Source organism: Paracoccus sp. J55, from assembly GCF_000513975.1.
Lineage (GTDB): Bacteria > Pseudomonadota > Alphaproteobacteria > Rhodobacterales > Rhodobacteraceae > Paracoccus.
Map to the genome: position 1 here is coordinate 16427 of NZ_KI911334.1, position 23209 is coordinate 39635.

24 protein-coding genes and 2 pseudogenes are annotated in these 23209 nt (G+C 65.1%); 12 read left to right on the forward strand and 14 right to left on the reverse strand.

Annotated features, from left to right (window positions below):
* Positions 1-3 precede the first annotated feature (3 nt).
* The 8 genes from PARJ55_RS0121070 to PARJ55_RS0121105 all read right to left on the reverse strand — a co-directional run bounded on the left by PARJ55_RS0121070 (position 4) and on the right by PARJ55_RS0121105 (position 8553).
* Positions 4-663 carry a TetR/AcrR family transcriptional regulator gene (locus PARJ55_RS0121070; RefSeq protein ID WP_028714751.1) on the reverse strand — a complete coding sequence of 220 codons (660 nt, stop codon included), beginning with the start codon at positions 661-663 and terminating at the stop codon, positions 4-6.
* A 316-nt stretch (positions 664-979) separates the two neighbouring features.
* Positions 980-1363, reverse strand: coding sequence for a RidA family protein (locus PARJ55_RS0121075; protein ID WP_028714752.1), 384 nt, complete (start codon positions 1361-1363; stop codon positions 980-982).
* Between the two features lie 49 nt (positions 1364-1412).
* Complete coding sequence (locus PARJ55_RS0121080; protein WP_028714753.1) at positions 1413-2207, reverse strand: ABC transporter permease; 795 nt, start codon at positions 2205-2207, stop codon at positions 1413-1415.
* Entirely contained in the window at positions 2204-3064 is an 861-nt protein-coding gene (locus PARJ55_RS0121085; RefSeq protein ID WP_028714754.1) for an ABC transporter permease, read from the reverse strand. The genes PARJ55_RS0121080 and PARJ55_RS0121085 overlap by 4 nt, the downstream gene beginning before the upstream one ends.
* Before the next feature lie 3 nt (positions 3065-3067).
* Positions 3068-4120 (reverse strand): ABC transporter ATP-binding protein, encoded by a 1053-nt coding sequence (locus PARJ55_RS0121090; protein ID WP_232215771.1) that lies wholly within the window; start codon positions 4118-4120, stop codon positions 3068-3070.
* Positions 4121-4242: 122 nt separating this feature from the next.
* On the reverse strand, positions 4243-5265 hold the full coding sequence (locus PARJ55_RS0121095) for an ABC transporter substrate-binding protein (RefSeq protein WP_028714756.1): 1023 nt from the start codon (positions 5263-5265) through the stop codon (positions 4243-4245).
* Between the two features lie 97 nt (positions 5266-5362).
* Positions 5363-7057: a thiamine pyrophosphate-binding protein gene (locus PARJ55_RS0121100; protein ID WP_028714757.1), complete on the reverse strand. Its 1695-nt coding sequence runs from the start codon at positions 7055-7057 to the stop codon at positions 5363-5365.
* Positions 7058-7062: 5 nt separating this feature from the next.
* Entirely contained in the window at positions 7063-8553 is a 1491-nt protein-coding gene (locus PARJ55_RS0121105; protein ID WP_028714758.1) for an aldehyde dehydrogenase, read from the reverse strand.
* A gap of 296 nt (positions 8554-8849) precedes the next feature.
* Between PARJ55_RS0121105 and hutC the strand changes: the two genes are divergently transcribed.
* Genes hutC through PARJ55_RS22870 form a run of 8 tightly spaced genes read left to right on the forward strand, consistent with a single transcriptional unit; the run spans position 8850 to position 15621 of the window.
* The gene (hutC, locus tag PARJ55_RS0121110; protein WP_028714759.1) at positions 8850-9602 is read left to right on the forward strand and encodes a histidine utilization repressor; all 753 of its coding nucleotides are present in this window, start codon (positions 8850-8852) and stop codon (positions 9600-9602) included.
* Between the two features lie 33 nt (positions 9603-9635).
* On the forward strand, positions 9636-10967 hold the full coding sequence (locus PARJ55_RS0121115; protein ID WP_028714760.1) for a UbiD family decarboxylase: 1332 nt from the start codon (positions 9636-9638) through the stop codon (positions 10965-10967).
* Between the two features lies 1 nt (position 10968).
* On the forward strand, positions 10969-11562 hold the full coding sequence (locus PARJ55_RS0121120) for a UbiX family flavin prenyltransferase (RefSeq protein WP_028714761.1): 594 nt from the start codon (positions 10969-10971) through the stop codon (positions 11560-11562).
* Positions 11559-12272: an aspartate/glutamate racemase family protein gene (locus PARJ55_RS0121125; protein ID WP_028714762.1), complete on the forward strand. Its 714-nt coding sequence runs from the start codon at positions 11559-11561 to the stop codon at positions 12270-12272. Before PARJ55_RS0121120 ends, PARJ55_RS0121125 begins: the two co-directional genes overlap by 4 nt.
* Positions 12269-13384 (forward strand): FAD-binding oxidoreductase, encoded by a 1116-nt coding sequence (locus PARJ55_RS0121130; protein WP_028714763.1) that lies wholly within the window; start codon positions 12269-12271, stop codon positions 13382-13384. The genes PARJ55_RS0121125 and PARJ55_RS0121130 overlap by 4 nt, the downstream gene beginning before the upstream one ends.
* Entirely contained in the window at positions 13356-13679 is a 324-nt protein-coding gene (locus tag PARJ55_RS0121135; protein ID WP_371255994.1) for a (2Fe-2S)-binding protein, read from the forward strand. The genes PARJ55_RS0121130 and PARJ55_RS0121135 overlap by 29 nt, the downstream gene beginning before the upstream one ends.
* Positions 13676-15058 carry an NAD(P)/FAD-dependent oxidoreductase gene (locus PARJ55_RS0121140; protein WP_028714765.1) on the forward strand — a complete coding sequence of 461 codons (1383 nt, stop codon included), beginning with the start codon at positions 13676-13678 and terminating at the stop codon, positions 15056-15058. The genes PARJ55_RS0121135 and PARJ55_RS0121140 overlap by 4 nt, the downstream gene beginning before the upstream one ends.
* 2 nt (positions 15059-15060) lie before the next feature.
* Positions 15061-15621: a TIGR02444 family protein gene (locus PARJ55_RS22870; protein WP_051416406.1), complete on the forward strand. Its 561-nt coding sequence runs from the start codon at positions 15061-15063 to the stop codon at positions 15619-15621.
* Positions 15622-15721: 100 nt separating this feature from the next.
* Here PARJ55_RS22870 and PARJ55_RS0121150 read toward each other — a convergent pair whose 3' ends face one another.
* The 4 genes and pseudogenes from PARJ55_RS0121150 to PARJ55_RS24720 all read right to left on the reverse strand — a co-directional run.
* Positions 15722-16057, reverse strand: coding sequence for an SDR family oxidoreductase (locus tag PARJ55_RS0121150; RefSeq protein ID WP_028714766.1), 336 nt, complete (start codon positions 16055-16057; stop codon positions 15722-15724).
* Entirely contained in the window at positions 16038-16361 is a 324-nt protein-coding gene (locus PARJ55_RS24415; protein ID WP_051416407.1) for a hypothetical protein, read from the reverse strand. The genes PARJ55_RS0121150 and PARJ55_RS24415 overlap by 20 nt, the downstream gene beginning before the upstream one ends.
* Complete coding sequence (locus PARJ55_RS24715; RefSeq protein ID WP_051476469.1) at positions 16355-16867, reverse strand: DMT family transporter; 513 nt, start codon at positions 16865-16867, stop codon at positions 16355-16357. Before PARJ55_RS24715 ends, PARJ55_RS24415 begins: the two co-directional genes overlap by 7 nt.
* A 47-nt stretch (positions 16868-16914) precedes the next feature.
* A pseudogene (locus PARJ55_RS24720) lies at positions 16915-17211 on the reverse strand (hypothetical protein); the annotation flags it as partial.
* Here PARJ55_RS24720 and PARJ55_RS24725 point away from each other — a divergent pair.
* Together PARJ55_RS24725 and PARJ55_RS0121170 are read left to right on the forward strand one after the other, a co-directional pair.
* Positions 17099-17635: a type II toxin-antitoxin system ParD family antitoxin gene (locus tag PARJ55_RS24725; protein WP_232215772.1), complete on the forward strand. Its 537-nt coding sequence runs from the start codon at positions 17099-17101 to the stop codon at positions 17633-17635. The pseudogene PARJ55_RS24720 and the gene PARJ55_RS24725 overlap by 113 nt on opposite strands.
* Before the next feature lie 8 nt (positions 17636-17643).
* Complete coding sequence (locus PARJ55_RS0121170) at positions 17644-17958, forward strand: type II toxin-antitoxin system RelE/ParE family toxin (RefSeq protein ID WP_028714768.1); 315 nt, start codon at positions 17644-17646, stop codon at positions 17956-17958.
* Positions 17959-18159: 201 nt separating this feature from the next.
* Here the strand turns inward: PARJ55_RS0121170 and PARJ55_RS24730 are convergent, their stop codons facing one another.
* Positions 18160-18681, reverse strand: a complete 522-nt coding sequence (locus PARJ55_RS24730) for a hypothetical protein (protein ID WP_232215773.1) — start codon at positions 18679-18681, stop codon at positions 18160-18162.
* On the reverse strand, positions 18681-19628 hold the full coding sequence (locus PARJ55_RS24735; protein WP_232215774.1) for a recombinase family protein: 948 nt from the start codon (positions 19626-19628) through the stop codon (positions 18681-18683). Before PARJ55_RS24735 ends, PARJ55_RS24730 begins: the two co-directional genes overlap by 1 nt.
* Between PARJ55_RS24735 and PARJ55_RS23750 the strand changes: the two are divergent.
* Positions 19516-20450, forward strand: a pseudogene (locus PARJ55_RS23750) (IS3 family transposase); the annotation flags it as partial. The gene PARJ55_RS24735 and the pseudogene PARJ55_RS23750 sit on opposite strands and share 113 nt — an antisense overlap.
* A gap of 250 nt (positions 20451-20700) precedes the next feature.
* A complete protein-coding gene (locus PARJ55_RS0121185) occupies positions 20701-23181 on the forward strand; it encodes a CRISPR-associated helicase/endonuclease Cas3 (protein ID WP_028714769.1) in 2481 nt (826 codons plus the stop codon).
* The last annotated feature ends 28 nt before the right edge of the window (positions 23182-23209 follow it).

The following is a 23209-nucleotide window of genomic DNA, read 5'->3' on the forward strand; positions in this document are numbered from 1 at the left end:
GTGTTACCCCTTTGAAGTTTCAGAGCCAGATCGCAGCAGGGCGAGGAAGCCCCGGGCGAATTCATCGAGCGGGCCCGGGTCTTGCTCCAGTTTGGAGCGCAGCACCGCGCCCTCCCAGCCGATCCAGAAGAACCGTGCCAGCCGGTCGCAATCCGCATCTGTCCCAACCTGGCCGGCGGCCTGCGCCGCCCGAAGGCAGCGGGCGGTCCGCGCCTCCCAATCGTGAAACACCGCCGCCAGGCGGTGGCGGTAGGATTCGGGCAAAACACCCATTTCCTGCCCCAGATTGCCGACCAGACAGCCCCGCCGATAGCCGAACCGCGCCATGCCTGCCTTGGCATCGGCGAAGAAATTGCTGATGCGTTGCAGCGGCAACTGGGTTTCATCGTCGAGCCAGCGATCCAGCTTGCGGGCAAAATACTCGGCATAGGCATCGATCAATGCCATGCCGAAAGCCTCCTTGCTGGGGAAGTAGTGGTAGAAAGACCCCTTCGGCACGCCCGCCGAGGATAGGATGTCGTCGATGCTGACCGCACTGAAACCCTTTTCCGTCAGGACCGCCACGCCCGTCCGAATGAGCACCATGCGCGGCGCATCCGGCTGGCTCTGATCCTTGCGTGGACGGCCACGTTTGCGGGGGCCGGGGTCTAGCGAATCTCCCATCAGGTTTTTCTAGACCGATCTGCTCCTAAAATCCACAATAATTAGACCGGTCGTCTTTCAAAATGTGGACAGTCTTGCAGCGCAGATCTCAATGGAATGGCAAGTGTTGATTATTGTTTGATTAATTGTCGTGCCTCCAGTTGAGAGGCCCTTGTGTCAATGTAGTGTGAACCGATCTCTTCATGCGCTGCTGGGTAGCTATGAGATTCCCGATGCGCTGATGGCCGTCGCAGTAAGCCCGCAGCCATCGGAACAACGGGGTCTGAAGGCGGTCTATGCCCTTGGTGCTGATCAGAACTTTCGGCAGGCATCGGCTCTAAGCAATGCTTCTCGAGGCGGTGATCTCGATTTCGACTCTCGCGCCAGGGGCCGGGATCTGGCAGATGAGAAATGTGCTCGTCGGGCGGATGTCGGCAAAGACTTCGCCCAACACCGGGGTGACGGCTGTCGCCGCCTCAAGGTCGCTGACATAGACCCGGCTGACGACGACATCGGCCAGGCTTGATCCGGCTTCGCGTAGGGTCGCCTGGATCGAGGCCAGCGCGTTGCGCGCCTGTTGTCCGGGATCCTCGGGGAAAAGATTGGTCAGGGGATCGCGACCGGTCGTGCCGGAGACATGGATCGTCTTGCCGTCTATGACGGCCTTGGCATAGCCGGCCTGCGTCTCTGAAGGGGCGCCGGTGAAAATGCGGTTCTTCATGGGGAACTCCGTGGGTTGGGTGTGGACGGTCAGCCCCGTCCGCTGCAGGTCAGGACCGCAGGACGCGGCGCAGACCCGCCAGCCGGTCGATGATCACCATGGCCAGCGCCGACAGCAGGATAAGCGATCCGGCCAGCGCCGCGGCTACCGCGTCGTATTGGAACTTGATGTAGGAGAAGAGTTCGACCGGAAGCGGCGTCCAGCCCGGCGGCGCCAAGAAGACCGAGATCGGGAAATCATTCCAGGACAGGATGAAGCACAGCGCAAAGCTGGAGATCAGCCCGGTGCGGATAACCGGCAGCGTGATCGAGAACAGCGTGCGGGTCCGCCCGGCGCCCACGTTGCGCGCGGCCTCTTCGTAGCTGGGATCGAGATTGTGCAGGCTGGCCGTCAGGATGCGCAGCGCATAGGGCATGACGTGGATCGTGTGTCCCACCAGCAGCGGCACGAGGCCCGAGCCGTAGCCTACCCGCACGAACCAGATATAGAGCGCCAGGCTGAAGATGGTGGTCGGGATCAGCAGCGGCGACATCAAGACGAGGTTGACGACGCCCTTGCCGCGGAAATCGTTCCGCACCAGCGCCATGGCCGCCGGCAGCGCCAGCGCGTTGGCCAGCGTGGCCGCGACAAGGCCAAGGGCCAGGCTGACGCCCATGCCGCGCAGGAAGGTCTTGGAACTCCAGGCCGCCTTGAACCAGTCCAGCGTGAAGCCGTTCGGCGGCAGAATGAACTCGCGCGGGTTGACCGCCACGACCAGTGTCACCGCGATCGGGAAGATCAGGAAGGCCATCATCAGCAGCGTGAAGAACCGCAGGGCAATCGTGCCAAGATCAAGCCGCGTCATCGCTTTGCCTCCAGCCGGTTGAGGATGACACGGCCGAAAAAGGCGGCCATGCCCACAAGGATCAGCGCATTCACCACCACCATGATCACCGATAACGCCGAGGCAAAGGGCAGGTCGTTGTTCAGCAGCGCCTCGCGATAGATGATCAGGCCGATCATCTGCGTATTGCTGTCGCCGATCATTAGCGGCACCGCGAAGGCCGAGAAGTTCAGAGAAAAGACGATGACGAGACCGGCATAAAGCCCTGGCATGGTCATCGGGAAGACTACCTTCCAGAAGGCGGTCCAGCGGCTGGCGCCGACATTGCGCGCGGCCTCGACCAGATAGGGGCTGATGCGTTCCAGACTGTCGAGCAGCGACAGCACCACATAGGGCGCGCCGATATAGACCAGCAGGATCACCACGCCCTTGATGTCCCACATATAGCGTACCGGGCGGTCATAGACATGCAGCGCGATCATCAGCGAATTGAGCAGCCCGCCGCCGCGAAAGATCACGATCCAGCCATAGACCAGGGTCACCAGGCCGATCAGCAGCGGTGCCATGATCAGCGCCATCAGGATGTTGCGCTGCAATCCCGTCGTCTTCACGATGTAAAGCGCGACCGGATAGGCACAGATCACCGAGATCACCGTCGCCACCAGCGCGATGCGGATCGAGAACCACAGCGTGTTCACCAGATACCAGGGATCGCCCAGGAAGCGGGCGTAGTTGTCGAGCGTCATCGCTTCGACGACATAGGCGCCGTCGGCCAGCTCGTTGAAGCTGGTGCGCAGCACCCAGAGCATGGGTAACGCGACGAAGATCAGCAGCGCGACCAGCGCGGGGGCAAGCGAGGGAAGCAGGCGTCGGATCATCGCTCAGCCCCGCGTGTCATGCGGGATCACCCGCAGATGTTCGGGCAGCGTACAGATCCAGACCCTGCTGCTGCCGGCGATGAATTCGTCGAAGTTATGCACTTCCGCGCGCAGGATTTCGCCGCTGTCGAGCCGGACGGTATAGCGCAGCACGGCGCCGAAATATTCCGAAAGCTCGACCCGGCCGGCCAGCACGTTCGGCCCCGAAAGCTCGGCCGGGGAAATCGTCACCCGCTCGGGGCGGATCAATGCGCGCACGGCGCCTCCTTGCGCGACCGGCATCCGCGCTTGGGCGTGCAGCACCTGGCCCGAGGGCAGCCGCACCCCGACCATGCCGCCGCCCATGTCGCTGGCGGTACCTTCCAGGAAATTGGTGATGCCCACGAAATCCGCGACGAAGCGCGTGGCCGGATTTTCGTAAAGCTCGTAGGGCGCCGCGATCTGTTCGACGCGGCCGCCGTTCATGATCACGACCCGGTTCGACATCGAAAGCGCCTCTTCCTGGTCATGGGTCACGTAGAGCGTGGTCATCTTCATGCGCGCCTGCAGCTCCTTGAGTTCCCGGCGCATGACCACCCGCAGCGCGCGGTCGAGGTTCGACAGCGGTTCGTCCATCAGAAGCACCTGCGGCTCAAGCGCCAGCGCGCGGGCCAGCGCCACCCGCTGTTGCTGCCCGCCCGAAAGCTGGCGCGGCAGCCGGTCTTCGTAACCCGAGAGGCCGGTGACGGACAGCGCCTCCTCGATCTTGTTGCGGATGACATCCCGCGGCTTGCGGCGCAGCTTCAGCCCGAAGGCCACGTTTTCGGCGACCGTCATATGCGGCCACAGCGCATAATTCTGGAACACGAAGCCCAAGTCGCGCTTTTCGGGCGGCAGGTGGGTGACCTCGCGGCCATGCACGCGGATCGCACCGCCTGATGTGTCGGTGAAACCGGCAATCATGCGCAGCGTCGTGGTCTTGCCGCAGCCGCTTGGCCCGAGGAGCGAGACGAACTCGCCCTCGGCGACGTTGAAGGAGACATCGTCCACGGCCAGCATGGTGCCGTAGCTTTTCATGACTCGCTGGACTTGAATGGCATCATCGGACATGGGCTGCATTTCATCCTGGTTCTTGCGGCCGTCGCCGGCCCTGCGGGTGATGGCGACCTGGTTCGGTCGCCACACGGATCGGCAGCCGCTCAGCGCCCAATCTTCTGGTTCAGCTGTTGCTGCCAGTCAGCCTTGTTGGCGGTGATCTTTTCCTGATCCGGCAGGTAGAGGCGCTCGAAGGCATCGCCCATCACCAGCAGGTCGCGATAGGGGGTGTCCTCGGGCACCTCGGCATTCCTCACCGTGGGCGCATAGAGGTTGCGCGTGGCAAAGGCCACCTGGACCTGGGGACTGAGGACGTAGTCCACGAATTTCGCCGCCATGTCGGGATCGGTCGCGTCCTTGTGGATATTGATGGTCGAGATAAGCGGGAAGGTGCCCTCCTCGGGCCGCACGAAGGCGATGTTCTCCGCGCCCTTCGACAACAGGTCGCGCATCCGCCCGGTGGCCAGCATCCCGATCCAGGCATCGCCCGTCTCGAACAGCGATACCATCTGGCTTTCCACGTCCAGCGCGCCGATCAGGTTGCCGTTCTTGAACAGCTCGGCCATGCGGTTCAGGCCCGGCTCGATATTGTCGATGCCGCCGCCGTTCTGTTCGGCCTCCATCACCGTCAGGCTCAGCGTGGGGATGTGGTCGATGCCGTAGATCACCACCGCGCTTCTGTAATCGGGATTCCACAGCGCGTCCCAACTGGTGGGCGGCTCGGAAATCTGGTCGGTGTTATAGGCCAGCACGTAATCGCCGACATTGGCGAAAATCGTGTGATCCGAATAGACGGCATTGTCGTAGAGATTGGCCATATTCGGGATCTTCTGGGGGTCGAGCGGTGCCCAGAGCCCCTCTTTCTCGCCGGCGATGGAGTTGAGCAGCGTGTTGGTCACGACATCCACCTGGCCAAGCCGGGCCTTGATCAGGTGATCCGGGCTTGAGCCCACAACCCATTCGATGCGGCATTTGTTTGCCTTTTCAAATGCTTCTGCCACGGACTCATAGGTGGCCTGATAGCTGCCGCCCCAGGTGGTGACGCGCAGCATGCAATTCTGGGCCGAGGCCGCACCGGCCCAGGAGGCCGAAAGGGCGAGGCCGGCGAGAAGAAGCTTGGTGTTCATGGGGGGACTCCTGTTGGGGGATGAAGGGGCGGTTGGGATGTCGCCCCGGGGGGTCTGCCGGCCCACTTCTGCGGCGGGCGCGGCGGATTTCCGATGCTCAGTCCTGCGCCCGCGACGCACGCCGGGCACGAAGATCGCTGAGTGAATAGCGGCAATGGATGGCTTCGGGGTCGATCACCATCTCGATCAGGGCGGGTCTTCCGGCTGCCAAGGCGCGTTCGAAGGCCGGGGCGAACTCCTCTGTCGTGGTCACGCGCTCGCCATGGGCGCCATAGGCCTGCGCCAGCAGCACGAAGTCGGGATTGGTCAGGTCGGTGCCGTTGGTCCGCCCGTCGAGGCGGTTTTCCTCATGGATGCGGATCGTGCCGTAAAGCCCGTTGTTGTAGAGCAGGATGACGATATTGGCGCCATACTGCACCGCCGTCGCCAGTTCCTCGCTGCTCATCTGGAAGCAGCCGTCCCCGACGAAATCCACCACGACCCGCTCGGGATGGGCCAGCTTGGCCGCGATGGCCGCCGGCAGGGAATAGCCCATGCTGCCGCTGATGGGGCCAAGCTGGGTGTGCAGGCGGTAATGGGGGAAATAGCGCTGGCTCCAGGTGGCATAGGCGCCGACGCCATTGGTGACGATGGCATCCTCGGGCAGGCGTTTGCGCAGCCAGCCCATCACGCGGGGCAGGTTGATCGCGCCGGGGCAGGGCTGGGGCTCGCGCTCGGCCAGCAGGGTCGCCCGCAGCTTTGCGGTCCATTCCGCATGTGCCGGCATGGGACGGGCATCCCGGCTTGCCAGGGCGCGGGCGGTGGCGTCGTTGTCGGCCGCCAGTGCCAGATCGACCTGGAATACCCGGTTCAGATCGCCGTGGTCGGCCATGACATGGACGATTTTCTGCTTTGGATGCGGGATCGAGAAAAGCGTGAACCCCTCCATGTAGCCCGCGCCGATGGTGTTCACGTCGCTCAACGCATCGTTGAGCATCAGTACGAAATCCGCTTGCTTGATGTGGGCAAGCAGCGCGGGATTGGCGCCGATGCCGATCTCGCCCGCATAACAGTCCAGTCGGTGGTCGATGATGTCGCGGCGCCGGAAGGTCGTCACTACCGGCAGGCCCAGCCGGCCGGCGAAGTCCTGGATATCCTCGCGCGCAGTCTCGCTCCAGTCCGAACCGCCGACGACGACCAGCGGGCGCTGGGCCTGGGCGAGCATGCCGAAGATCAGCGCCATGTCCCCATCTCGGGGCGTCCCGGCGCGCGACGGCTGGGCCGGGCGGGCCGAGGGGGGAACGTCGCTCATCTCTTCCAGCACGTCCTCGGGCACGACCAGCACCACCGGACCGCGCCGGCCCGACAGGGCCGTGGCCCAGGCGCGCTGGACGAATTCGGGAATGCGGGCGGGGTCGTCGATCTGCGCCACCCATTTCGCCATGGGCGCGAACATCGTGCGGAAGTCGTAGGACATGAAGGCTTCGCGCTCCAAGATCGCGCGTTTCACCTGGCCCACGATCAGGATCATGGGCGAGCCGTCCTGAAAGGCGGTGTGGACGCCATTGACCGCATTGGTCGCGCCGGGGCTGCGGGTGACGAAGGCCACGCCCGGCTGGCCCGTCAGCTTGCCATGCGCCTCGGCCATCTGCGCCGCGCCGTTTTCGTGGCGGCAGCTGATCGCGCGGATGCCGGGATGTCGTGTCGCCAGGGCGTCGAGCGCGACCAGAAAGCTTTCGCCCGGCACATGATAGACGATCCGCGCGCCGTTCAGCGCCAGTTCGTCGGCAAGGATTTCAGCACCTTTTCTCATGACGCTCATCCGATGACGAAGGGGTTGGCGATTTCCTCGGCGGTCGAAAGCCAGACGGCCTTGGTCTGGAGGAACTCGCGGATGCCCTCGATGCCGTTCTCGCGGCCGATGCCGCTTTTCTTGTAGCCGCCGAAGGGCGTGGTGTAGGAGACGTCGCGATAGGTGTTGACCCAGACGCTGCCCGCCTCGATCCGCTGGGACATCAGCAGCGCGCGACGCATGTCGGCGGTCCAGACCCCGGCGGCCAGGCCGAATTCGCTGTCGTTAGCGATGGCGACGGCCTCTTCGGGCTCGTCGAAGGGGATGGCCGCCAGAACGGGGCCGAAGACCTCCTCCCGGGCGATGCGCATGTCATTGTTCACGCCGGCAAAGATCGTCGGCTCGATAAAGAAGCCGCTTGCGCATTCCTCGATCTCGGGGCGCTTGCCGCCCAGGACCAGTTCGGCACCCTCATCGCGGGCGATGTCTATATAGCCCAGCACCTTTTGATATTGTATTGCGTTGGCGATGGGGCCGATCCGGGTCTCCATGTGCTTGGGATCGCCGATACGGGCCGTCTTGGTGAATGCAGCCAGCTTTTCCAGGAACTGGTCATGCACCTTGCGATGGACCAGAAGCCGCGAGCCGGCGATGCAGGTCTGGCCCACGGCGCCGAAGATGCCGCCCACCACGCCGCGCACGGCATTGTCCAGGTCGGCGTCGTCGAAGACGATGTTGGGGGACTTTCCGCCCAGTTCCAGGCTGACGCGCTTGATGTCCCTGGCCGCCAGCGAATAAAGATGCGCGCCGGTTTTGGTCGAGCCGGTGAAGCCGACATGGCGCGTCAGCGGATGGGTGACCAAGGGCTCGCCCACCTCGGGACCGTAGCCCGTGACGACGTTGATGACGCCCGGCGGAAACCCTGCCTCCTCGACCAGTTCCATCAGCTTGAGCGCCGTGGCCGAGGTATGTTCGGCCGGCTTCATCACCAGGGTGCAGCCCGCCGCCAGTGCCGGCGCGGCCTTGAGCGAGAACAGGAACAGCGGCGCGTTCCAGGGCACGATGCCGGCGCAGACGCCCAGAGGCTCGTGGCGCGAAAAGCTCAGCGCGTCCTTGTCGCAAGGATGGACCGCCCCCTCGATCTTGTCGGCGAGGCCGGCGTAATAGTGATACCAGCGCGGGATATAGCGGATCTGGTGGCGCATCTCGGCCAGCAGGCGGCCGTTGTCGCGCACCTCGATTTCGGCCAGCGCATCGGCATTCGCCTCGATCAGATCGCCGAATTTCGAGATGATGCGGCCGCGCGCGCTGGGATGCATCCTGCCCCATGGTCCCTCCCTGAAGGCGCGGTGCGCGGCCTGGACGGCCCGGTCGGCGTCCTGGGCATTGCCGCGCGGGACCAGTGCCCAGGGCTTGGCCGTATAGGGGTCCACCGTCTCGAGATACTCCCCCGAAGCCGGGGCGACCCATTGGCCGTCGATATACATGGACAGTTTCGGCAGGCTTTCGGCGGGCATGGTCACTCCATTCTTGCAGGGCTGCTGCTTGCCGTGTCGCGACCCAACGTCATGGAATCGACTCGGCTACCATATTCCTTATCATAGAAAGTAATATTGTTATTGCCTGTCAACAACAGAATCTGTGATAGAAAATGATAGTGTTATTTGCCTATAATTTAAGCAAAATATGCAGGGAAAGGCTTCTTTCGGGCGATTTCGGTCCCTGAAGCGGGTGGAATGACCAGATTCCACTTGCAATGTCGGGAGGTGTGGGATGATAACGGATCAATAATGATATCACTTTGGATGGTGCAGTGACCACGGATCAGCCCCTTTACGAACAGATCAAGAGCGCGATCGACCGCAGGATCGAGACCGAGGAATGGCCGGCGAACTTCCAGGTCCCCTCGGAAGAGGATCTGGCGGGCGAATTCGGCGCCTCGCGGCTGACCGTGCGCCGGGCGCTACGAGAGTTGCAGACCGATGGCGTGCTGCTGCGCATCCAGGGGCGGGGCACCTTCGTCATCGGGCCGCGGATGCAATGCGCGGTCTTCAACCTGCCCGACATCTCCGAGGAAATCGCCTTCTCGGGCGGCGCGCATTCCTGCCGGGTGCTTCAGCATGCGATCCTGGGGCGCGACAGTCCGGGGCGCAACATGCTGCAGCTTTCGCCGGACGACACCGTCTTTCACTCGCGTCTGCTGCATCTCGAAGACGGCACGCCGATCCAGCTTGAGGATCGCTATGTGAACGCTGCCGAGGCGCCGGCCTATCTGGAACAGGATTTCTCGCGCATCACGCCGCACAATTGGCTTTTGCGCGAGACCCGCGTGACGACCGTGGACAACACGATCCGCGCCATCCGTGCCGACGAAGAGGTGCGCAAGCATCTGCAGATCGACGAGAACCAGCCCTGCCTGCTGCTGGACCGCTCGACCTGGCGGGACGGCATTCCCGTCACGCGCAGCCGCTTCATCTATCCCGGCGACCGTTATCGCCTGCGCTCGACCCATGAGGCGCGCTCCAACCGCATCGTGCCCACGCTTCAGGGCGGAAAGACCCGCTGATCCCGTGCAGGGAAACACCGCAAGGAGTCCGATATGAGAGAGTTCGTCCGCAAGCTTGAGGCCCGTGGCGACCTGCTGGTCGTCGATCGCGAGATCGATCCCGCGCATGAGCTTGCTGCTGTCACCCAGCTTGCGCAGAAGAAATGGGCCAGGCCGGTGATGTTCACCAATGTGAAGGGCACCCGCTTTCCCGTCGTGAGCAACATCTACAGCACGCGCGAGCGGCTGGGCGAGGTGATCGGCATCGACGCCGCCGATTTCTGTCGGCAGTGGAGCAGGCTCTCATCGCTGGGCGCGGCCGACATGAAGCAGCCGCTTGTTCCTGCCGCCCCCGCCGATCTGCCGGAATATGAAGAGGTCAGGCTTTCCGACCTGCCCCTCATCACCTATTCCGACCGCGATGGCGGGGCCTATTTCACCTCGGCCATGTTCATCGCGAAGGATCCCGAGACGGGGGTGGGCAACCTGTCCTATCACCGCTCGATGTATATCGACGACGGTGAGCTGCGCTGCCGCCTTGCGCCGCGCCACCATCTGACGATCTATCACGAGAAGGCCGAAAAGATGGGTCGGCCGCTTGAAGCCGCGATGCTCATCGGACCGCCGGCCCATGCCTTCCTGACCGCGGCCGCGCCCTTGCCCTATGACGTGGATGAGCTTGAGGTTGCGGCCCGGCTGCGCGGCAAGCCCGTCGCCATGCGCAAGTGCAACCATATCGACCTTGAGGTGCCGGCCGAGACCGAGGTGGTGATCGAGGGCCGCTTCCTGCCCAATGTCCGCCTGCCCGAAGGGCCATTCGGCGAGTTCATGGGCTATTACGTGGCCGAGGCCCCGAATGCCGTCTTCGAGGTGCTGGGCGTCACCGTGCGCAAGGATGCGATGTTCCATTCCATTCTTTGCGGCTCACCCGAAGAGGTGCTGACGCTGGAGCTTTCGGTTTCGGCCAATATCTACCAGCGGCTTTCCGCGGCCCTGCCGGGGATCGTGAACGTCACCTGCCAGCCCTTCGTGAACCATGCCGTCGTGCAGATCGAGCCGCAGTTCGAGGGCCATGCCCGCCAGGTCATGTTGGCCACCATCGGCGCCGAACCGATCTGGGCCAAGCAGATCACCGTGGTCGATACCGACGTGGACATCTACGACATGGACGACGTGCAGTGGGCGATCCTGACCCGCTGCCGACCCGACAAGGAGATGATGATCATCCCCGAAACCCCGTCCTTCTATCGCGACGAGCAAAAGGACCATTGGGGCCGGCTTCTGGTCGATGCTACCAAGCCATGGGGACGCGAGGCCGAGTTTGAGCGCAAGCGCCTGCGCCTGGGCGAGCAGGTCCGCGCCGAAGACTGGTTCCCGGGGCACTGAGATGGGCACGCGGCGGCTGGTCATCGGCATCTCTGGCGCCTCGGGTGCCGCCTATGGCATCGCGGCCCTGGCATTGGCACGGGAGGCGGGCGTGGAAACCCATCTGGTGGTGTCCCGCTCGGCCCTGCTGACGCTGAACCAGGAACTTGGCCTCAGGAGTGCCGACCTGGAGGGCCGCGCGGACGTGATCCATCCGGTGGCTGATATCGGCGCCAGCATCGCTTCAGGCTCGTTTCGCACCATGGGCATGCTGGTTGCGCCCTGTTCGGTCAGGACCATGTCCGAGATCGCCACCGGCGTCACCTCGACCCTTATGAGCCGCGCGGCAGATGTCGTACTCAAGGAACGCCGCCGGTTGGTGCTGATGCTGCGCGAAACGCCGCTGCACCTGGGCCATCTGGAGACGATGACGCGGCTGACGAAGATGGGCGCGATCATCATGCCGCCCGTGCCGGCCTTTTACGCCAAGCCGCGGGATCTGGACGAGGTGGTGGCCCATTCCACCGCGCGGGCGCTGGACCTTTTCGATATCGACACCGGTGCGGTGCGGCGCTGGAGCGGGTTGAAGGACGCCCTTGCTGGAGAGATGCCATGACCCCCGCGCGCCGTACGGTCCACGGGGTGATGCTAGGCATCATCGTGCTGGATACCGGGTTTCGCCGCCTGCCCGGCGACATCGCCCATGCCGGCACCTGGCCTTTTGCGGTGCAGTTTCGCGTGGTGCGGGGCGTCAGGCCGCGCGACGTGATCGAGGGCGATCCGCGCCATGCCCTGGACGCCTTTCGCGCCGCGATAGACGATCTGGCCGGGCTGGGCTGTTCGGCGATCACCACCAGCTGCGGTTTCCTCGCCGCGCTCCAGGACGAGCTGGTCCGGTATTCTCCAGTGCCCTTCCTGTCCTCGGCGCTGCTCCAGATTCCGTTGATCCAGCGCATCCTGCCCGCGGGGCGGGTGCCGGGGCTGATCGTCTCGGACCCTTCTGCGCTGGACGAGCGGCATTTTCGCGGCGTGGGTGCGCAAGCCGGGCTGCCCATGGCGGCGCTGCCCTTTGATGGGCCGTTGCTGCGCAACATGCGCGAGCAGGCGCCCGAGGTGGACCGCGCCGCGCAGGAGGCCGACATGATGGCCACGGTGGCGGAACTGCTGGACCGTCATCCCGAGGTCGGCGCGCTGGTCTTCGAATGCGCCAACCTGCCGCCCTATTCGGCGGCGGTATCGCGTCGGTTTGGCCTTCCGGTCTTTGATATCGTCACGCTCCTGCGCTGGATGCACCTGTCCTTGCAACCGCCGGACTGGCCGGGATGAGCGTGGCCGGCGAACTGGTCGTCATCGGCGGGGGCCTGATCGGCGCGGCGCTTGCCTGGGGCGCTGCGCGGGCTGGGGCCGACGTGACCCTGCTGGACGAGGGCGACATCGCCTTCCGTGCCTCGCGCGGGAATTTCGGCCTGGTCTGGTTGCAGGGCAAGGGGCTCGGCCATCCTGACTACATGCATTGGTCGATCCGTGCCGGCAGGCGATGGCCCGAGCTTGCCCGCATCCTGGGCGAGGAAAGCGGGATCGATATCGGCTGGCGCGGCGGCGGCGGGCTGCATTTCTGCTGCTCGGCAGAAGAGATGGAACAGCGCCGGGCGCTGATCGCGCGCACCCGTGCCGAAGCCGCCGATATCAGCATCGAATTGCTTGACCGCGAAGCCCTGCGCGAAATCGCGCCGGGCATTGGTCCGCAGGTGCTTGGCGCCTCGCTTTCCGACCTCGATGGCGAGGTCAGCCCGCTGTTCGCCTTGCGCGCCTTTCACGAAGGGGTGGTCCGGCACGGCGGCCGGCTGCGGACGAATTTCTCGGCACGCGAGATCCGGCGGGATCCGCATCGGGGCTTTGCGATCCGCGATGCCTCGGGGGCCGAGGTAACGGGCCGCCGGATCGTCATCTCGGCCGGCCTTGGCGCCGATGCGCTGGCGCGCCAGGTCGGGCTGGAGCCGCGTCTGATGCCCGAGCGCGGCCAGATCGTGGTGACAGACCGGGTGGCGCCCTTCCTGCACCATCCTGCCAGCGCCATCCGCCAAAGTCGCGAGGGCACGGTGCTGCTGGGCAGCACGCATGAGGATGCCGGCTTTTCGACCGCGACCGAGGTCGAGGCCATCGCCCGGCTTTGCCGCATCGGCACGCGGCTGTTCCCGGCCCTACGCGCGGCGCGCCTGGTTCGGGCCTGGGCCGCGCTCAGGATCATGACTCCGGACGGCCTGCCGATCTATGACGAATCGCCCGAGATGCCGGGGGCCTTTCTTGTCACTTGTCACAGCGGGGTCACGCTGGCGAGCCTGCATGCGCTCGAACTCGGCCCCGCCCTGGCCCGGGGCGATCTCGGCCCCGCCCCCCGATCCATGCGGAGTGCGCGCCTTGCCGTTCATTCGACTTGATCCCCTGGCGCCCGAGGCGGGTGCCGAACTGTTCTTCGAAGGCCGCCCGCTGCGCTTCCGGCCCGGAGAGACGGTCGCCGGCGCGTTGATGGCCGCTGGCGTCACGGCTTTTCGCGAAACCCCGGTTTCCGGCGCCGCGCGCGGGCCATGGTGCCTGATGGGGGCCTGTTTCGATTGCCTCGTGAGCATAGACGGCCAGGACAACCAGCGTGCCTGCATGGTGGCCGCACGGGCCGGGATGAGGGTGCGCCGCCAGATCGGTGCGCGGCGCGATGCGGCGGGGGCGGGGAAATGAGCCGCTGGGACGCGATCGTCATCGGCGCCGGCCCGGCTGGGATCGGCGGCGCCAGCCTGTTGGCCGAACGCGGCGCGCGGGTCCTGCTTGTCGACGAGTCGCCCGGCCCGGGCGGCCAGATCTGGCGCGGTATCGAGACCGTTCCCGAAAGCCGGGCCGCTGTCCTTGGTCCCGACTATCGCGCCGGTGCGGCCGAGGTGGCGCGGCTGCGGGCCAGCGGCGCCACGCTCGCCTTCTCGACCGAGGCGTGGCGGGTCGATCCGGACGGCGCGGTCTGGCTCAGGGATGCGGGGGGCCTGCGCCGCGAAGCCGCGTGGCACCTGCTGGTCGCGACCGGCGCGATGGAGCGGCCGGTCCCGCTGCCCGGCTGGACGCTGCCCGGGGTGACCACCATCGGCGGCCTGCAGATCCTGCTCAAGCGCGAGGGGCTGCTGCCCCAGGGGCCGCTTGCGCTGGTGGGGACGGGGCCGCTTGTCTATCTTTATGCCGTGCAATGCCTGACGGCGGGCAAGCGCGATCTGGTGCTGGTCGATACCGCCCGCCCGGCGGCCACGCTTGCGGCTTTGCGGCACCTGCCGCGCGCGTTGCTGGGGCACGGCCCGGCCTATCTGGTCAAGGGCGCGGGGCTCTTGTGGCAGCTGCGCCGGGCGGGGATCGCCGTCCATACCAATGCCCGTCAGATCGGGATCGAACCCGATGGGGACGGTAGCCTCGTTCTGCGCTTTCTCGGCCGCGGCCGGCACAGGCTGCGGCTGTCCCGCATCGGCCTGCACGAAGGCGTCATCCCCGAAACCCATCTGCTGCGCAGCCTGGGGTGCCGGATGCTCTGGTCCGAGGCTGCGGTCGCCTTCCATCCGGCGCGGGACCGCGATCTGCGCAGCTCGCTGGACCATGTCCATGTCGCGGGCGATGCCGGCGGGATCGGCGGTGCCATGGTGGCCTTGCTTGAAGGGCGCATCGCCGCCATGGCCATTCTGGAACGGCTTGGCCATCAGGTCGATCCTCTGCTTGTTTCGGCCACGCGCCGCGCGCGTCGCGCCCATCTTGCCGCGCGCCCGCTGATCGAACGCCTTTACCGGCCTGCACCGGAATTGCTGACGCCCCCGGACGAGGTGGTCGCCTGCCGCTGCGAAGAGGTGCGCTGCGGCGAGATCCGGGCAAGCCTTGCCGTCGGCGCTGCCGGGCCGAACCAGCTCAAGGCGTTCCTGCGCTGTGGCATGGGCCCTTGCCAGGGCCGGATCTGCGGCCCGACCCTGGCCCAGTTGACGGCCCGGATGCGCGGCGTGACCATGGAGGAGGCGGGCTGGCTGACCGTCCGGCCGCCGCTTCGGCCGGTGAGTGTGGGCGAGATCGCCGCGCTTGCGAGCGAGGGAGCATGATGATGCCTGCAAAACCTGAAGGGAAATGCGCCGCCGAGAAGGACGAGGCGACGGAACTCTGGCCCTTCATGCTGCAGGTCTATGCCGCGCCGGGCGTGGCCCCGGTCTGCCTGCGCCTGCAGGAGACATATGGGCTGGACATCCCGCTGTTTCTTGCCGTCCTTCACGGAGCAGTTCTGGACAAGGCCCTGGATGCCGCCGCCATCCGGGCACTGGACGCCTCATGCGCGCGGTGGCGGCAAGACGTGATCCACCCCCTGCGCCGCATCAGGACGGTGATGAAGTCCGGCACCATCCTGGCCTGGAACCCGCGCATTCCTGCCCTGCGCGAGGCGGTCAAGGCGCAGGAGCTCATGGCCGAACGGATCGAGGCAGAGGTGCTGGAAGCCTTGATTCGGTCGCTTTCACCAACGATGCGGCCTGCCGGCGAGAAACCCTTGCAGGAAGCGGCAAGCCTAGTGCTGGATCTTCAGGCCCCGGACCGCGCCACGCTGCTGCCCGAAGATGCCCGGTATATTTGCGAAATCCTGGCGGGCCCGAAGAAAGGATGCGCAGCGACCTGAGCTAAGCTGTGGTATCCTTGCAAGCCGGCCCCCCAGCGGCTGGCATGTCCCGCCCGCGACATCATACAGATGCGTCACATGCAGCAGCCCTTGATGGTTGCTAGCATGTCGGAGCGATTGCGTTCCCGAAGGTCAGATGCCCGCCAGGGCTCCGCCCATCCACGGCCACTGCCTGGCCGGTAATACAGGCGGCGGCGTCCGAGGCCAGGAACACGCAGGTCCAGCCGACATCCTCGACCTCGCCGATGCGTCCCATCTGGATTCGCCCCGAGGCCTTGGCCTTGCGCGCGGGATCGGCACCCCTGGCACCCCGATAGAGGGGGATGGCGATCCACCCCGGCGCGATGCCGTTCACCCGGACGTTCTGGTCAGCGAATTCGGCGGAAAGGGCACGCACGACCCCGAGCAGGGCGGACTTAGCGACGGTATATCCCATCCATAGGGCAGGCCCATGTAGGAGGCCATCGATGCGGTGAATATGACAGAGCCGCCGCCAGGATCCCCAGAGTGGTAATTCTCTTGCCCACGGCGACGTCGATCAGGAGCGCGACCATCGGGGCGATGTAGGTCGCACCGGACACCCGCACCGGCTCAAGCCTTTCAATAATTACGTAGTAGCTCAGGAAAGCCTCACTTGCTCCCAGCATACCCAGGCCGATGATTGTTCCCGGCAAGGCATGCGCATCCATGGCAATGGTGCCAATGCCCTCGAGATCGGTCAGCAGTAGCAAGGTCACCATCGCCAGTCCGGTTTGCCAGGTGCCAGGGCCAGCGATGGCCGCTTCAGGGGCAACAGGAAGTGCCGGACATGGACGAACGACACGCACAGGCTGATCGTCCCGGCCAGCATCCGCAGCACGCCAAGCGGCGAGACGCCAGCCGTCCCTTCCCAGGGACGCGCATTCAGCACGATCCCGACAAAGCCGAGTTCGACACCCGACGCCATCGGGCGGATCGGTCGATCTCTGCACAAGAACAGGAACGCGCAAAGAAAGGCGAAGATGGGAATGGCGCTGCTGAACAGCCCGGCAATGCTGGTGGGGAACAGGGCGGTCCAGGCAACGAAACCGCAGGAGTAGAAGGTCGTCCTCGGCACCGACATGACGGCAGAATGCGGCAGATGCAAAAACTGGCTGCGGGTGATGACGTCCGACCTCCATGCGATGACCGCCAGCGGCAGAAAGCCGAACAGCACGCGCAGGAACGCAGTCTGTGCCGGCGAGGTCGGGACCGTCGCCCATTTCATGAAGAAGAAGTTCGACCCCAAGACGAGGTCGAGCGCGACAGACGTAAGATATCCGTGACCTTGAGGTTGCAAACCTCGGCGGCGCGAAGGCCGGCCCCGTAGCTGATGCCCAGGGCAGCACGGTACTTCAGTCCCCGCCCGGGCGCCGCGGCCATCAGGTCGCCCACCTCTTCGACGCTGAGGACAGCCGGCAATCTCCGCGGCTTGCTTCGGAACTGCATGTAGCGCTTCATGTTCTCGCGCCCGCAGGTGATGCCGAAGAAGAACCGCAGCGACGAAATCCGCACGTTGAACGTCGCTGCCGAGATCCGCGCTCGACAGGGTGACGAAGCTGCCCGCCGAATATCCGGGCTGGATGCTGGAACGCCAGTCGCAATATCGCGCGGCGTTCGCCCCGCAGAAGGGCTGACATTTCTGCGGCGCCTCGCCCGCGCCCATGGGCGGGGTGACGCCGGTGCCGGGCGGCGTCGAACGGTTGAGACTATGCTCGAATCTGATATGATCGAGCATGAAGGAGATGTCGCCATGCCCAACGTCCATCTGACGGAACCGATGCGGGATTATGTCGAGGGCCAGATCAGGTCCGGTGCCTATGCCAACCTCAGCGAGGTCGTGCGCGCTGGGATCCGCCTGCTGATGGAGAAGGACGGCGCAAGACAGTTCTATGCGCTGAAGGCGGAACTTGAGGAAGCTGCCGCTGCAGCCGAGGCAGGGGGCTTCGCGGAGTTCGACGCCCGTGCCTTCGAGCCGGACGCCTTCCGAGGCTGACCCTCCGAATGGCGATCAGGCTATCCGACCTTGCCAGGCAGGATCTGGAGGAGATCCGCCAATATACGGTTGAACAGTGGGGCAGGGAGCAATGGCTGCGCTATTATCGGGGTCTTGCTTCTGCATTCGAGCGGATTGAGCAGGTGCCACTCTCGGGCCGGCCGCGAGATCTGTTCCTGCCGGGGATGCGTTCGCTCAATTACGGAAAGCACATCATCTTCTACGCGCCGATCAAGGCCGCAGGAGATGCGGTTGTCGTGCTGCGGATACTGCATCAGAGGCGGTATCTTCCCGCGCTGGTGTATTACGAAGACATTGAATGAAACGGGGTTTGGGCGCCTTTTCGGTCTTCGGAGCGCCCTTGGCCCGGACGGTGCCAGCACACTTGAAAGTCCGACGAGAAATGGATTTTCTGTTTTTATGCAGGGACTTCGAGCGAGTGTCGGTCTCGGTAGTTGCGGGCCCCCGCAACCAACGATAATTACGAAACCTCCGTGGCATTAAGCGCGGAGGTTTTTCCGTTTCTAAGCCTGGGCTTCCGCAAGCTGCCCGACTGCGCCAGAAGATTGTCCAGCGCCTCGGCTTCCGACAGGAAATCCGGATACTTCTTTCCCGCGGCAAAGCGCAGGATGGCGCCGAGATCGCCGCGCAGCACGATGGCCAGCTCGCCGTCCTCTGGCACCAGCGTCACGTGGTCGCGCCGCCGCCTGCGCGCGGCCGTCCTCGTGCCGCAGGTTCTCCGAAAGCTCCGCGATGCGTTGAGCATAGAGCGCCGCCATGTTCGGGTGCAGCAGGGGTGGGGGTTCGTCGGCGTTGGCCAGCTTCTCCGTCAGCTCGGCCTTGCGCGCTTCCAGCCGCTTCATGTTGTCGACGATGGCCTGGATCGGACCGCCGGCCTTCAGCGCCGCCAGCAGCTTCGACAGTTCGCGGTCGATACGGGGAAGCTCTTCGCGCACGGCGGTCAGATCGGCGCCGCGCTCCATGCGCAGCCGGTTTACCTCCCGGGTGAACTCGGCGCAGAACTCCCGAAACAGCTCCGGCTCCATCAGGTGTTTTTGAGTCCGTTCAGGATCGAGGCTTGGAGCGCGTCGCGGCGGATGTTGATGCGGTTGTCACAGGTGCCCTTGTTCCGCGCCGTCGAGCAGCCCAGGAGATCCTTCGCGATCATCGAATAGCCCCCGCCGCAGCAGCCGCATTTGACCAGGCCGGCGAAGAGGTGTTTCGGGCGCCGCCGGTCGTTCAGCGGATTGCCTTCCGGCCGCGTGCGGGTCGAGAAGGCCAGTTCGCCCTGCCGCGCTTTCACCGCGTCCCAGAGATTTTGGTCGACGATGCGCAGGTCGGGCACGTCTTGCACCACCCATTCGCTTTCCGGATTCAGCCGAGAGACCCGCCTCCCGGTATCGGGATCCTTGACGTAGCGCAGCCGGTTCCAGACGGGGCGGCCGACATAAAGCTCGTTGTTGAGGATGCCGGTGCCGCGCTCGCGGTTGCCGTGGATCGTCGAGGGACCCCATTCCCTGCCCATGGGACCGGGCAGGCCCTCGCGGTTCAGCGTCATGGCGATGGTGCGTGAGGAAAGGCCGGCGTTATAATCTGTGAAGATGCGGCGGATGATCGCGGCCTGCGCTTCGTTGATCGTCCGGTCGCCGCGGATCGGCTCGCCATTGCCGTCGAACCGCTTCACCACGTCGTAGCCGTAGGAGTTGCCGCCACCGGATTTGCCGTCCTCGACCCGGCGGCGCAATCCCCGGCGGGTCTTGTCGGCCAGGTCCTTGATGAACAGCGCGTTCATCGTGCCCTTCAGCCCGACATGCAATTCGCTGATCTCGCCTTCGAACAGCGTGAACATCTTCACGTCGGCATAGCGCATGCGCTTGTAGATGCCGACAAAACGACCGCGTCGGAACCACAGCCCGGTGTTCAAGGCAAAGGTGGCGATAGCAGCGATCAAAGGTGAAAAGACCATGATCGAGCTTTCGCAAGAATTCGACATTCACCCCAATCAGATCAAGCAATGGCGGGATCAGCTGCTCGAAGGTGCGACCGGCATCTTTGGCGAGGCTGCAAAGCCTGCGGCAGAGCCGGTGATCGACGTGAAGACGCTGCATGCGAAGATCGGCGAACTGACACCGGAGAATGATTTTTTGTCAGTCGCGCTCGGCAAGGCGGGACTGTTGCCAAGCGCAAGAAAATGATCGATGCGGGAGCGAAGCTGAGCATCAGCAAACAGGCCAGGATCCTCGGGATCAGCCGGGGTGCCGTCTATTACCAGCCACGCCCAGTCAGCGACGCGGATCTCAAGCTGATGAGCCGGATCGACCGGCTGCATCTGGATCACCCCTTCGCGGGCAGCCGGATGTTGCGGGGCATTCTGGTCCAGGAAGGCTTCCAGGTTGGCCGCAAGCACGTTTGCACGCTGATGAAACGGATGGGGATCGCGGCGCTGTATCGCAAGCCGAACACCTCGAAACCGGCGCCGGGGCACAAGATCTACCCTTATCTGCCGAGGAAACTGCCGATCACCCGGCCCAATCAGGTCTGGGCCATGGATATTACTTACATCCCGATGTCCCGTGGTTTCATCTACCTGGTCGCCGTGGTCGATTGGTTCTCCAGGCGGGTGCTGTCTTGGCGGATATCGATCTTTCTGGATGCGGATTTTTGCGTCGACGCGCTCGAAGAAGCACTGGAGCGCTATGGCCAGCCGGAGATATTCAACACCGATCAGGGCAGTCAATTCACCTCGACCGATTTCATCAAGGTTCTGGCCAGCCGCAAGGTTCAGATCAGCATGGATGGCAAGGGGGCCTGGCGAAAGTTTATTCGGAAGCCATGCTGTCCCGGCCTTGTCGTAGCTCTTCACCCGGATAATCGAGGATCTGGGTGCGGTAGACGAGCTTCGCGGAAGACGAGGATGGAGGTTTGCCAGTTTGGCCGAGGTCGCGTCCAGTCTGCACCTCATGGTACGACCCGCATCGGAAAACTTCATCATGGCGCCCTCTTTCCTTCCCACGAAAAGACGGCATCATCGGGGGGATCGGCATCTTCTTCGAACACGGGCTTTCATGGCGTCCCATCTGTTGCATTGGCCCGGAAAAAGCAGCCGGGATGGCGGGCCCGAGCATCCCGCCATCTATCACATGCTCGACGTGGCTGCGGTTGCCGAACGGCTGCTGCGCGGCAGCCCCTTTCCCGACGAATGGAAGGCGGCGTTTGCGCTGCTTGTCGCCCTGCACGATCTGGGCAAGATCGGGGCGGGCTTCCGCGCCATGATCCGCGAGAGGGTGCCGCAATCCGCGCGCCACTGGGAACTGACCGAGGCCTGGCTGTTGGACGATCCGTGGTTGCAGGCCCGCTTGCAGGCCGATCCCAGGGCCATGCGCTTTCTGATCCCGGCCATCGCGGGCCACCACGGTCGGCCCTCGAAGCGGGATGAGCGGTTCTTTCCCCGAATGTGCGGCGATGCGGGGCCAGAGGCTGCGGCGGATATTCCTGCGGCCGTCGAGGCCCTGGCCGGTCTTTGGCCCGAGGCATCGCTGGAAGGGCTGGATGAAACCGAGGCGAGGCGGCTGTCATGGTGGCTGGCCGGGTTGACGACGGCAGCGGACTGGATCGGCTCGAATGCCGACTGGTTTCCGGCGATGCGAGGCGATCTGCCGCTGGCCGACTACCTCGCGCTGGCACGGGGCGCCGCCGCGCGCCATGTGCCTCGGGCAGGTGTCGCGGGAACGATTGCGCGGCCGGAGGAACTGTTCGACTTCGCCCTGCGCCCCATGCAGCAGGCGGCGGCATCGGCGCCCTTGCCCGATGGGCAGATGCTGGCCTTCATCGAGGACGAGACCGGCGCCGGCAAGACCGAGGCGGCGCTGATCCTGGCGCAGCGCATGCTGCTGGCCGGAAAGGGCAGGGGGCTGTTCTTCGCGCTTCCCACCATGGCGACGGCGGATGCGATGTTCGTGCGCGCCTCCGGCGTGGTCGGGCGCATGCTGGAGCATCCGACGCTGACCCTGGCGCATGGCCGCGCCGGGCTGTCGGTGCCGTTTCTCGACTTGCAGCACGGGCGCAGCCGCAGCGATGACGTGACCTGCACCGAATGGCTGGCGGACGACCGGCGGCGAGCGCTGCTGGCCGATGTGGGGATCGGCACGGTCGATCAGGCGTTGCTGGCCGTGATGCGGGCGCGGTTTTCGGCGCTGCGGCTGTGGGGGCTGTCCTCCAAGATATTGATTGTCGACGAGGCACATGAAATCTCCGGGGATGGATACGGTAGTATATTACTTGATCGGCTGTTGCAGGCCCATGCTGCGCAGGGCGGATCGGCGATCCTGCTGACGGCGACCTTGCCGCTGGACGCGCGGGCGCGGCTGATGCGCGCCTTTGCCCAGGGGGCGGGCAGGGATTGGGCCGCGGACCCCGACCCCGCCTATCCCGCGCTGACGATTCCGGGTGTGGACAGGCTGCCCGTTGCCGCGACGCCCAGCCCCAAGGGGGTGGTGAAGGTCGAGAGGCTGCCCGATGCCGAGGCGGCCGCCGATCTGCTGGCGCGTTCGGCCCAGGCGGGTGCGGCCTGCGTCTGGGTGCGCAATGCCGTCGATGATGCGATCGCCGCCGTTGATCTGTTGCGGGCGCGCGGGGTCGAGGCCTCGCTGCTGCATGCCCGCTTCGCGCTGAGCGACCGCAAGCGGATCGAGGCGGCGGAACTGGCGTGTTTCGGGCGTCATGGTCAGGGTAGAGCGGGCAAGGTGCTGGTGGCGACGCAGGTGGTCGAGAGTTCGTTGGACCTGGATTTCGACGTGATGGTCTCGGACCTCGCGCCCATGGCGGCGCTGATCCAGCGCGCCGGGCGGCTGTGGCGTCACATGGCAGAGCGTCCGCAAAGTCTACGTCCCGTTCCCTGGCCCGTGCTGCATGTCGTCTCGCCCGATCCGGACGAGGTTTCCGATGCCCGCTGGTTGCATCAGGTGCTGGATGGTGGCGCCTGGGTCTATCCGCTGGCCGAGCAGTGGCGCACGGCTGACTTGCTGTTCCGCCGGGGTCGGATCGATGCGCCTTGCGAATTGCGCGCCCTGATCGAGGCCGTGCATGGCGACGGGGCCGCGCCGGTCCCGCCGGTTCTGGAGGCCGCCGAGCAAGAGCGGATCGGCGAGGGCTATGCCCGCCGCTCGCTGGGCGACCAGAACGTTGTGGACTTCGCTGCGGGCTACCGGCAGGGCGCGGCGGGGGCGGATGATACCCGCTATCCGACCCGGCTGGGGCGCGAGACCCGGACGCTGGCGCTGGCTCGCCGGGTGGATGGGGTGCTTGTGCCATGGGCACAGGGCGAGGGGACGCTCGCGGAACTCTGGCAGCTCTCGGAGGTGTCGGCTGCCAAGGCGAGGCTGGATCGGCTACCGCTACCGGATCAGGAGGTGCCCGAGATCGCGGCGGTGACGCGCGATTGGCCGGATTGGCGGCGTGCGGCGGTGACGATTTGTCCGGTGGGTGAGGATGGGGAAATCTGCGAGGGGTTGCGTTATTCCGCGTGTTCGGGCCTGATCTGGGAGTGATCCCCGCACACGCGAGGATGACCCGTGG

What these genes read in the sequence shown, in the direction of transcription:
- PARJ55_RS0121115 (WP_028714760.1), top strand. Translation starts at nt 9,636, where the DNA reads ATGAGAGAGTTCGTCCGCAAGCTTGAGGCCCGTGGCGACCTGCTGGTC.
- PARJ55_RS0121075 (WP_028714752.1), bottom strand. Translation starts at nt 1,363, where the DNA reads ATGAAGAACCGCATTTTCACCGGCGCCCCTTCAGAGACGCAGGCCGGC.
- PARJ55_RS24415 (WP_051416407.1), bottom strand. Translation starts at nt 16,361, where the DNA reads ATGGTGACCTTGCTACTGCTGACCGATCTCGAGGGCATTGGCACCATT.
- PARJ55_RS0121080 (WP_028714753.1), bottom strand. Translation starts at nt 2,207, where the DNA reads ATGACGCGGCTTGATCTTGGCACGATTGCCCTGCGGTTCTTCACGCTG.
- PARJ55_RS24730 (WP_232215773.1), bottom strand. Translation starts at nt 18,681, where the DNA reads ATGGAGCCGGAGCTGTTTCGGGAGTTCTGCGCCGAGTTCACCCGGGAG.
- PARJ55_RS0121150 (WP_028714766.1), bottom strand. Translation starts at nt 16,057, where the DNA reads ATGGGATATACCGTCGCTAAGTCCGCCCTGCTCGGGGTCGTGCGTGCC.
- PARJ55_RS0121070 (WP_028714751.1), bottom strand. Translation starts at nt 663, where the DNA reads ATGGGAGATTCGCTAGACCCCGGCCCCCGCAAACGTGGCCGTCCACGC.
- PARJ55_RS24715 (WP_051476469.1), bottom strand. Translation starts at nt 16,867, where the DNA reads ATGAAATGGGCGACGGTCCCGACCTCGCCGGCACAGACTGCGTTCCTG.
- PARJ55_RS0121185 (WP_028714769.1), top strand. Translation starts at nt 20,701, where the DNA reads ATGGCGTCCCATCTGTTGCATTGGCCCGGAAAAAGCAGCCGGGATGGC.
- PARJ55_RS24735 (WP_232215774.1), bottom strand. Translation starts at nt 19,628, where the DNA reads ATGTCGAATTCTTGCGAAAGCTCGATCATGGTCTTTTCACCTTTGATC.
- PARJ55_RS0121120 (WP_028714761.1), top strand. Translation starts at nt 10,969, where the DNA reads ATGGGCACGCGGCGGCTGGTCATCGGCATCTCTGGCGCCTCGGGTGCC.
- PARJ55_RS0121090 (WP_232215771.1), bottom strand. Translation starts at nt 4,120, where the DNA reads ATGAAAAGCTACGGCACCATGCTGGCCGTGGACGATGTCTCCTTCAAC.
- PARJ55_RS0121130 (WP_028714763.1), top strand. Translation starts at nt 12,269, where the DNA reads ATGAGCGTGGCCGGCGAACTGGTCGTCATCGGCGGGGGCCTGATCGGC.
- PARJ55_RS0121095 (WP_028714756.1), bottom strand. Translation starts at nt 5,265, where the DNA reads ATGAACACCAAGCTTCTTCTCGCCGGCCTCGCCCTTTCGGCCTCCTGG.
- PARJ55_RS0121105 (WP_028714758.1), bottom strand. Translation starts at nt 8,553, where the DNA reads ATGCCCGCCGAAAGCCTGCCGAAACTGTCCATGTATATCGACGGCCAA.
- PARJ55_RS0121100 (WP_028714757.1), bottom strand. Translation starts at nt 7,057, where the DNA reads ATGAGAAAAGGTGCTGAAATCCTTGCCGACGAACTGGCGCTGAACGGC.
- PARJ55_RS24725 (WP_232215772.1), top strand. Translation starts at nt 17,099, where the DNA reads ATGTTCTCGCGCCCGCAGGTGATGCCGAAGAAGAACCGCAGCGACGAA.
- PARJ55_RS0121085 (WP_028714754.1), bottom strand. Translation starts at nt 3,064, where the DNA reads ATGATCCGACGCCTGCTTCCCTCGCTTGCCCCCGCGCTGGTCGCGCTG.
- PARJ55_RS22870 (WP_051416406.1), top strand. Translation starts at nt 15,061, where the DNA reads ATGCCTGCAAAACCTGAAGGGAAATGCGCCGCCGAGAAGGACGAGGCG.
- PARJ55_RS0121125 (WP_028714762.1), top strand. Translation starts at nt 11,559, where the DNA reads ATGACCCCCGCGCGCCGTACGGTCCACGGGGTGATGCTAGGCATCATC.
- PARJ55_RS0121170 (WP_028714768.1), top strand. Translation starts at nt 17,644, where the DNA reads ATGGCGATCAGGCTATCCGACCTTGCCAGGCAGGATCTGGAGGAGATC.
- PARJ55_RS0121140 (WP_028714765.1), top strand. Translation starts at nt 13,676, where the DNA reads ATGAGCCGCTGGGACGCGATCGTCATCGGCGCCGGCCCGGCTGGGATC.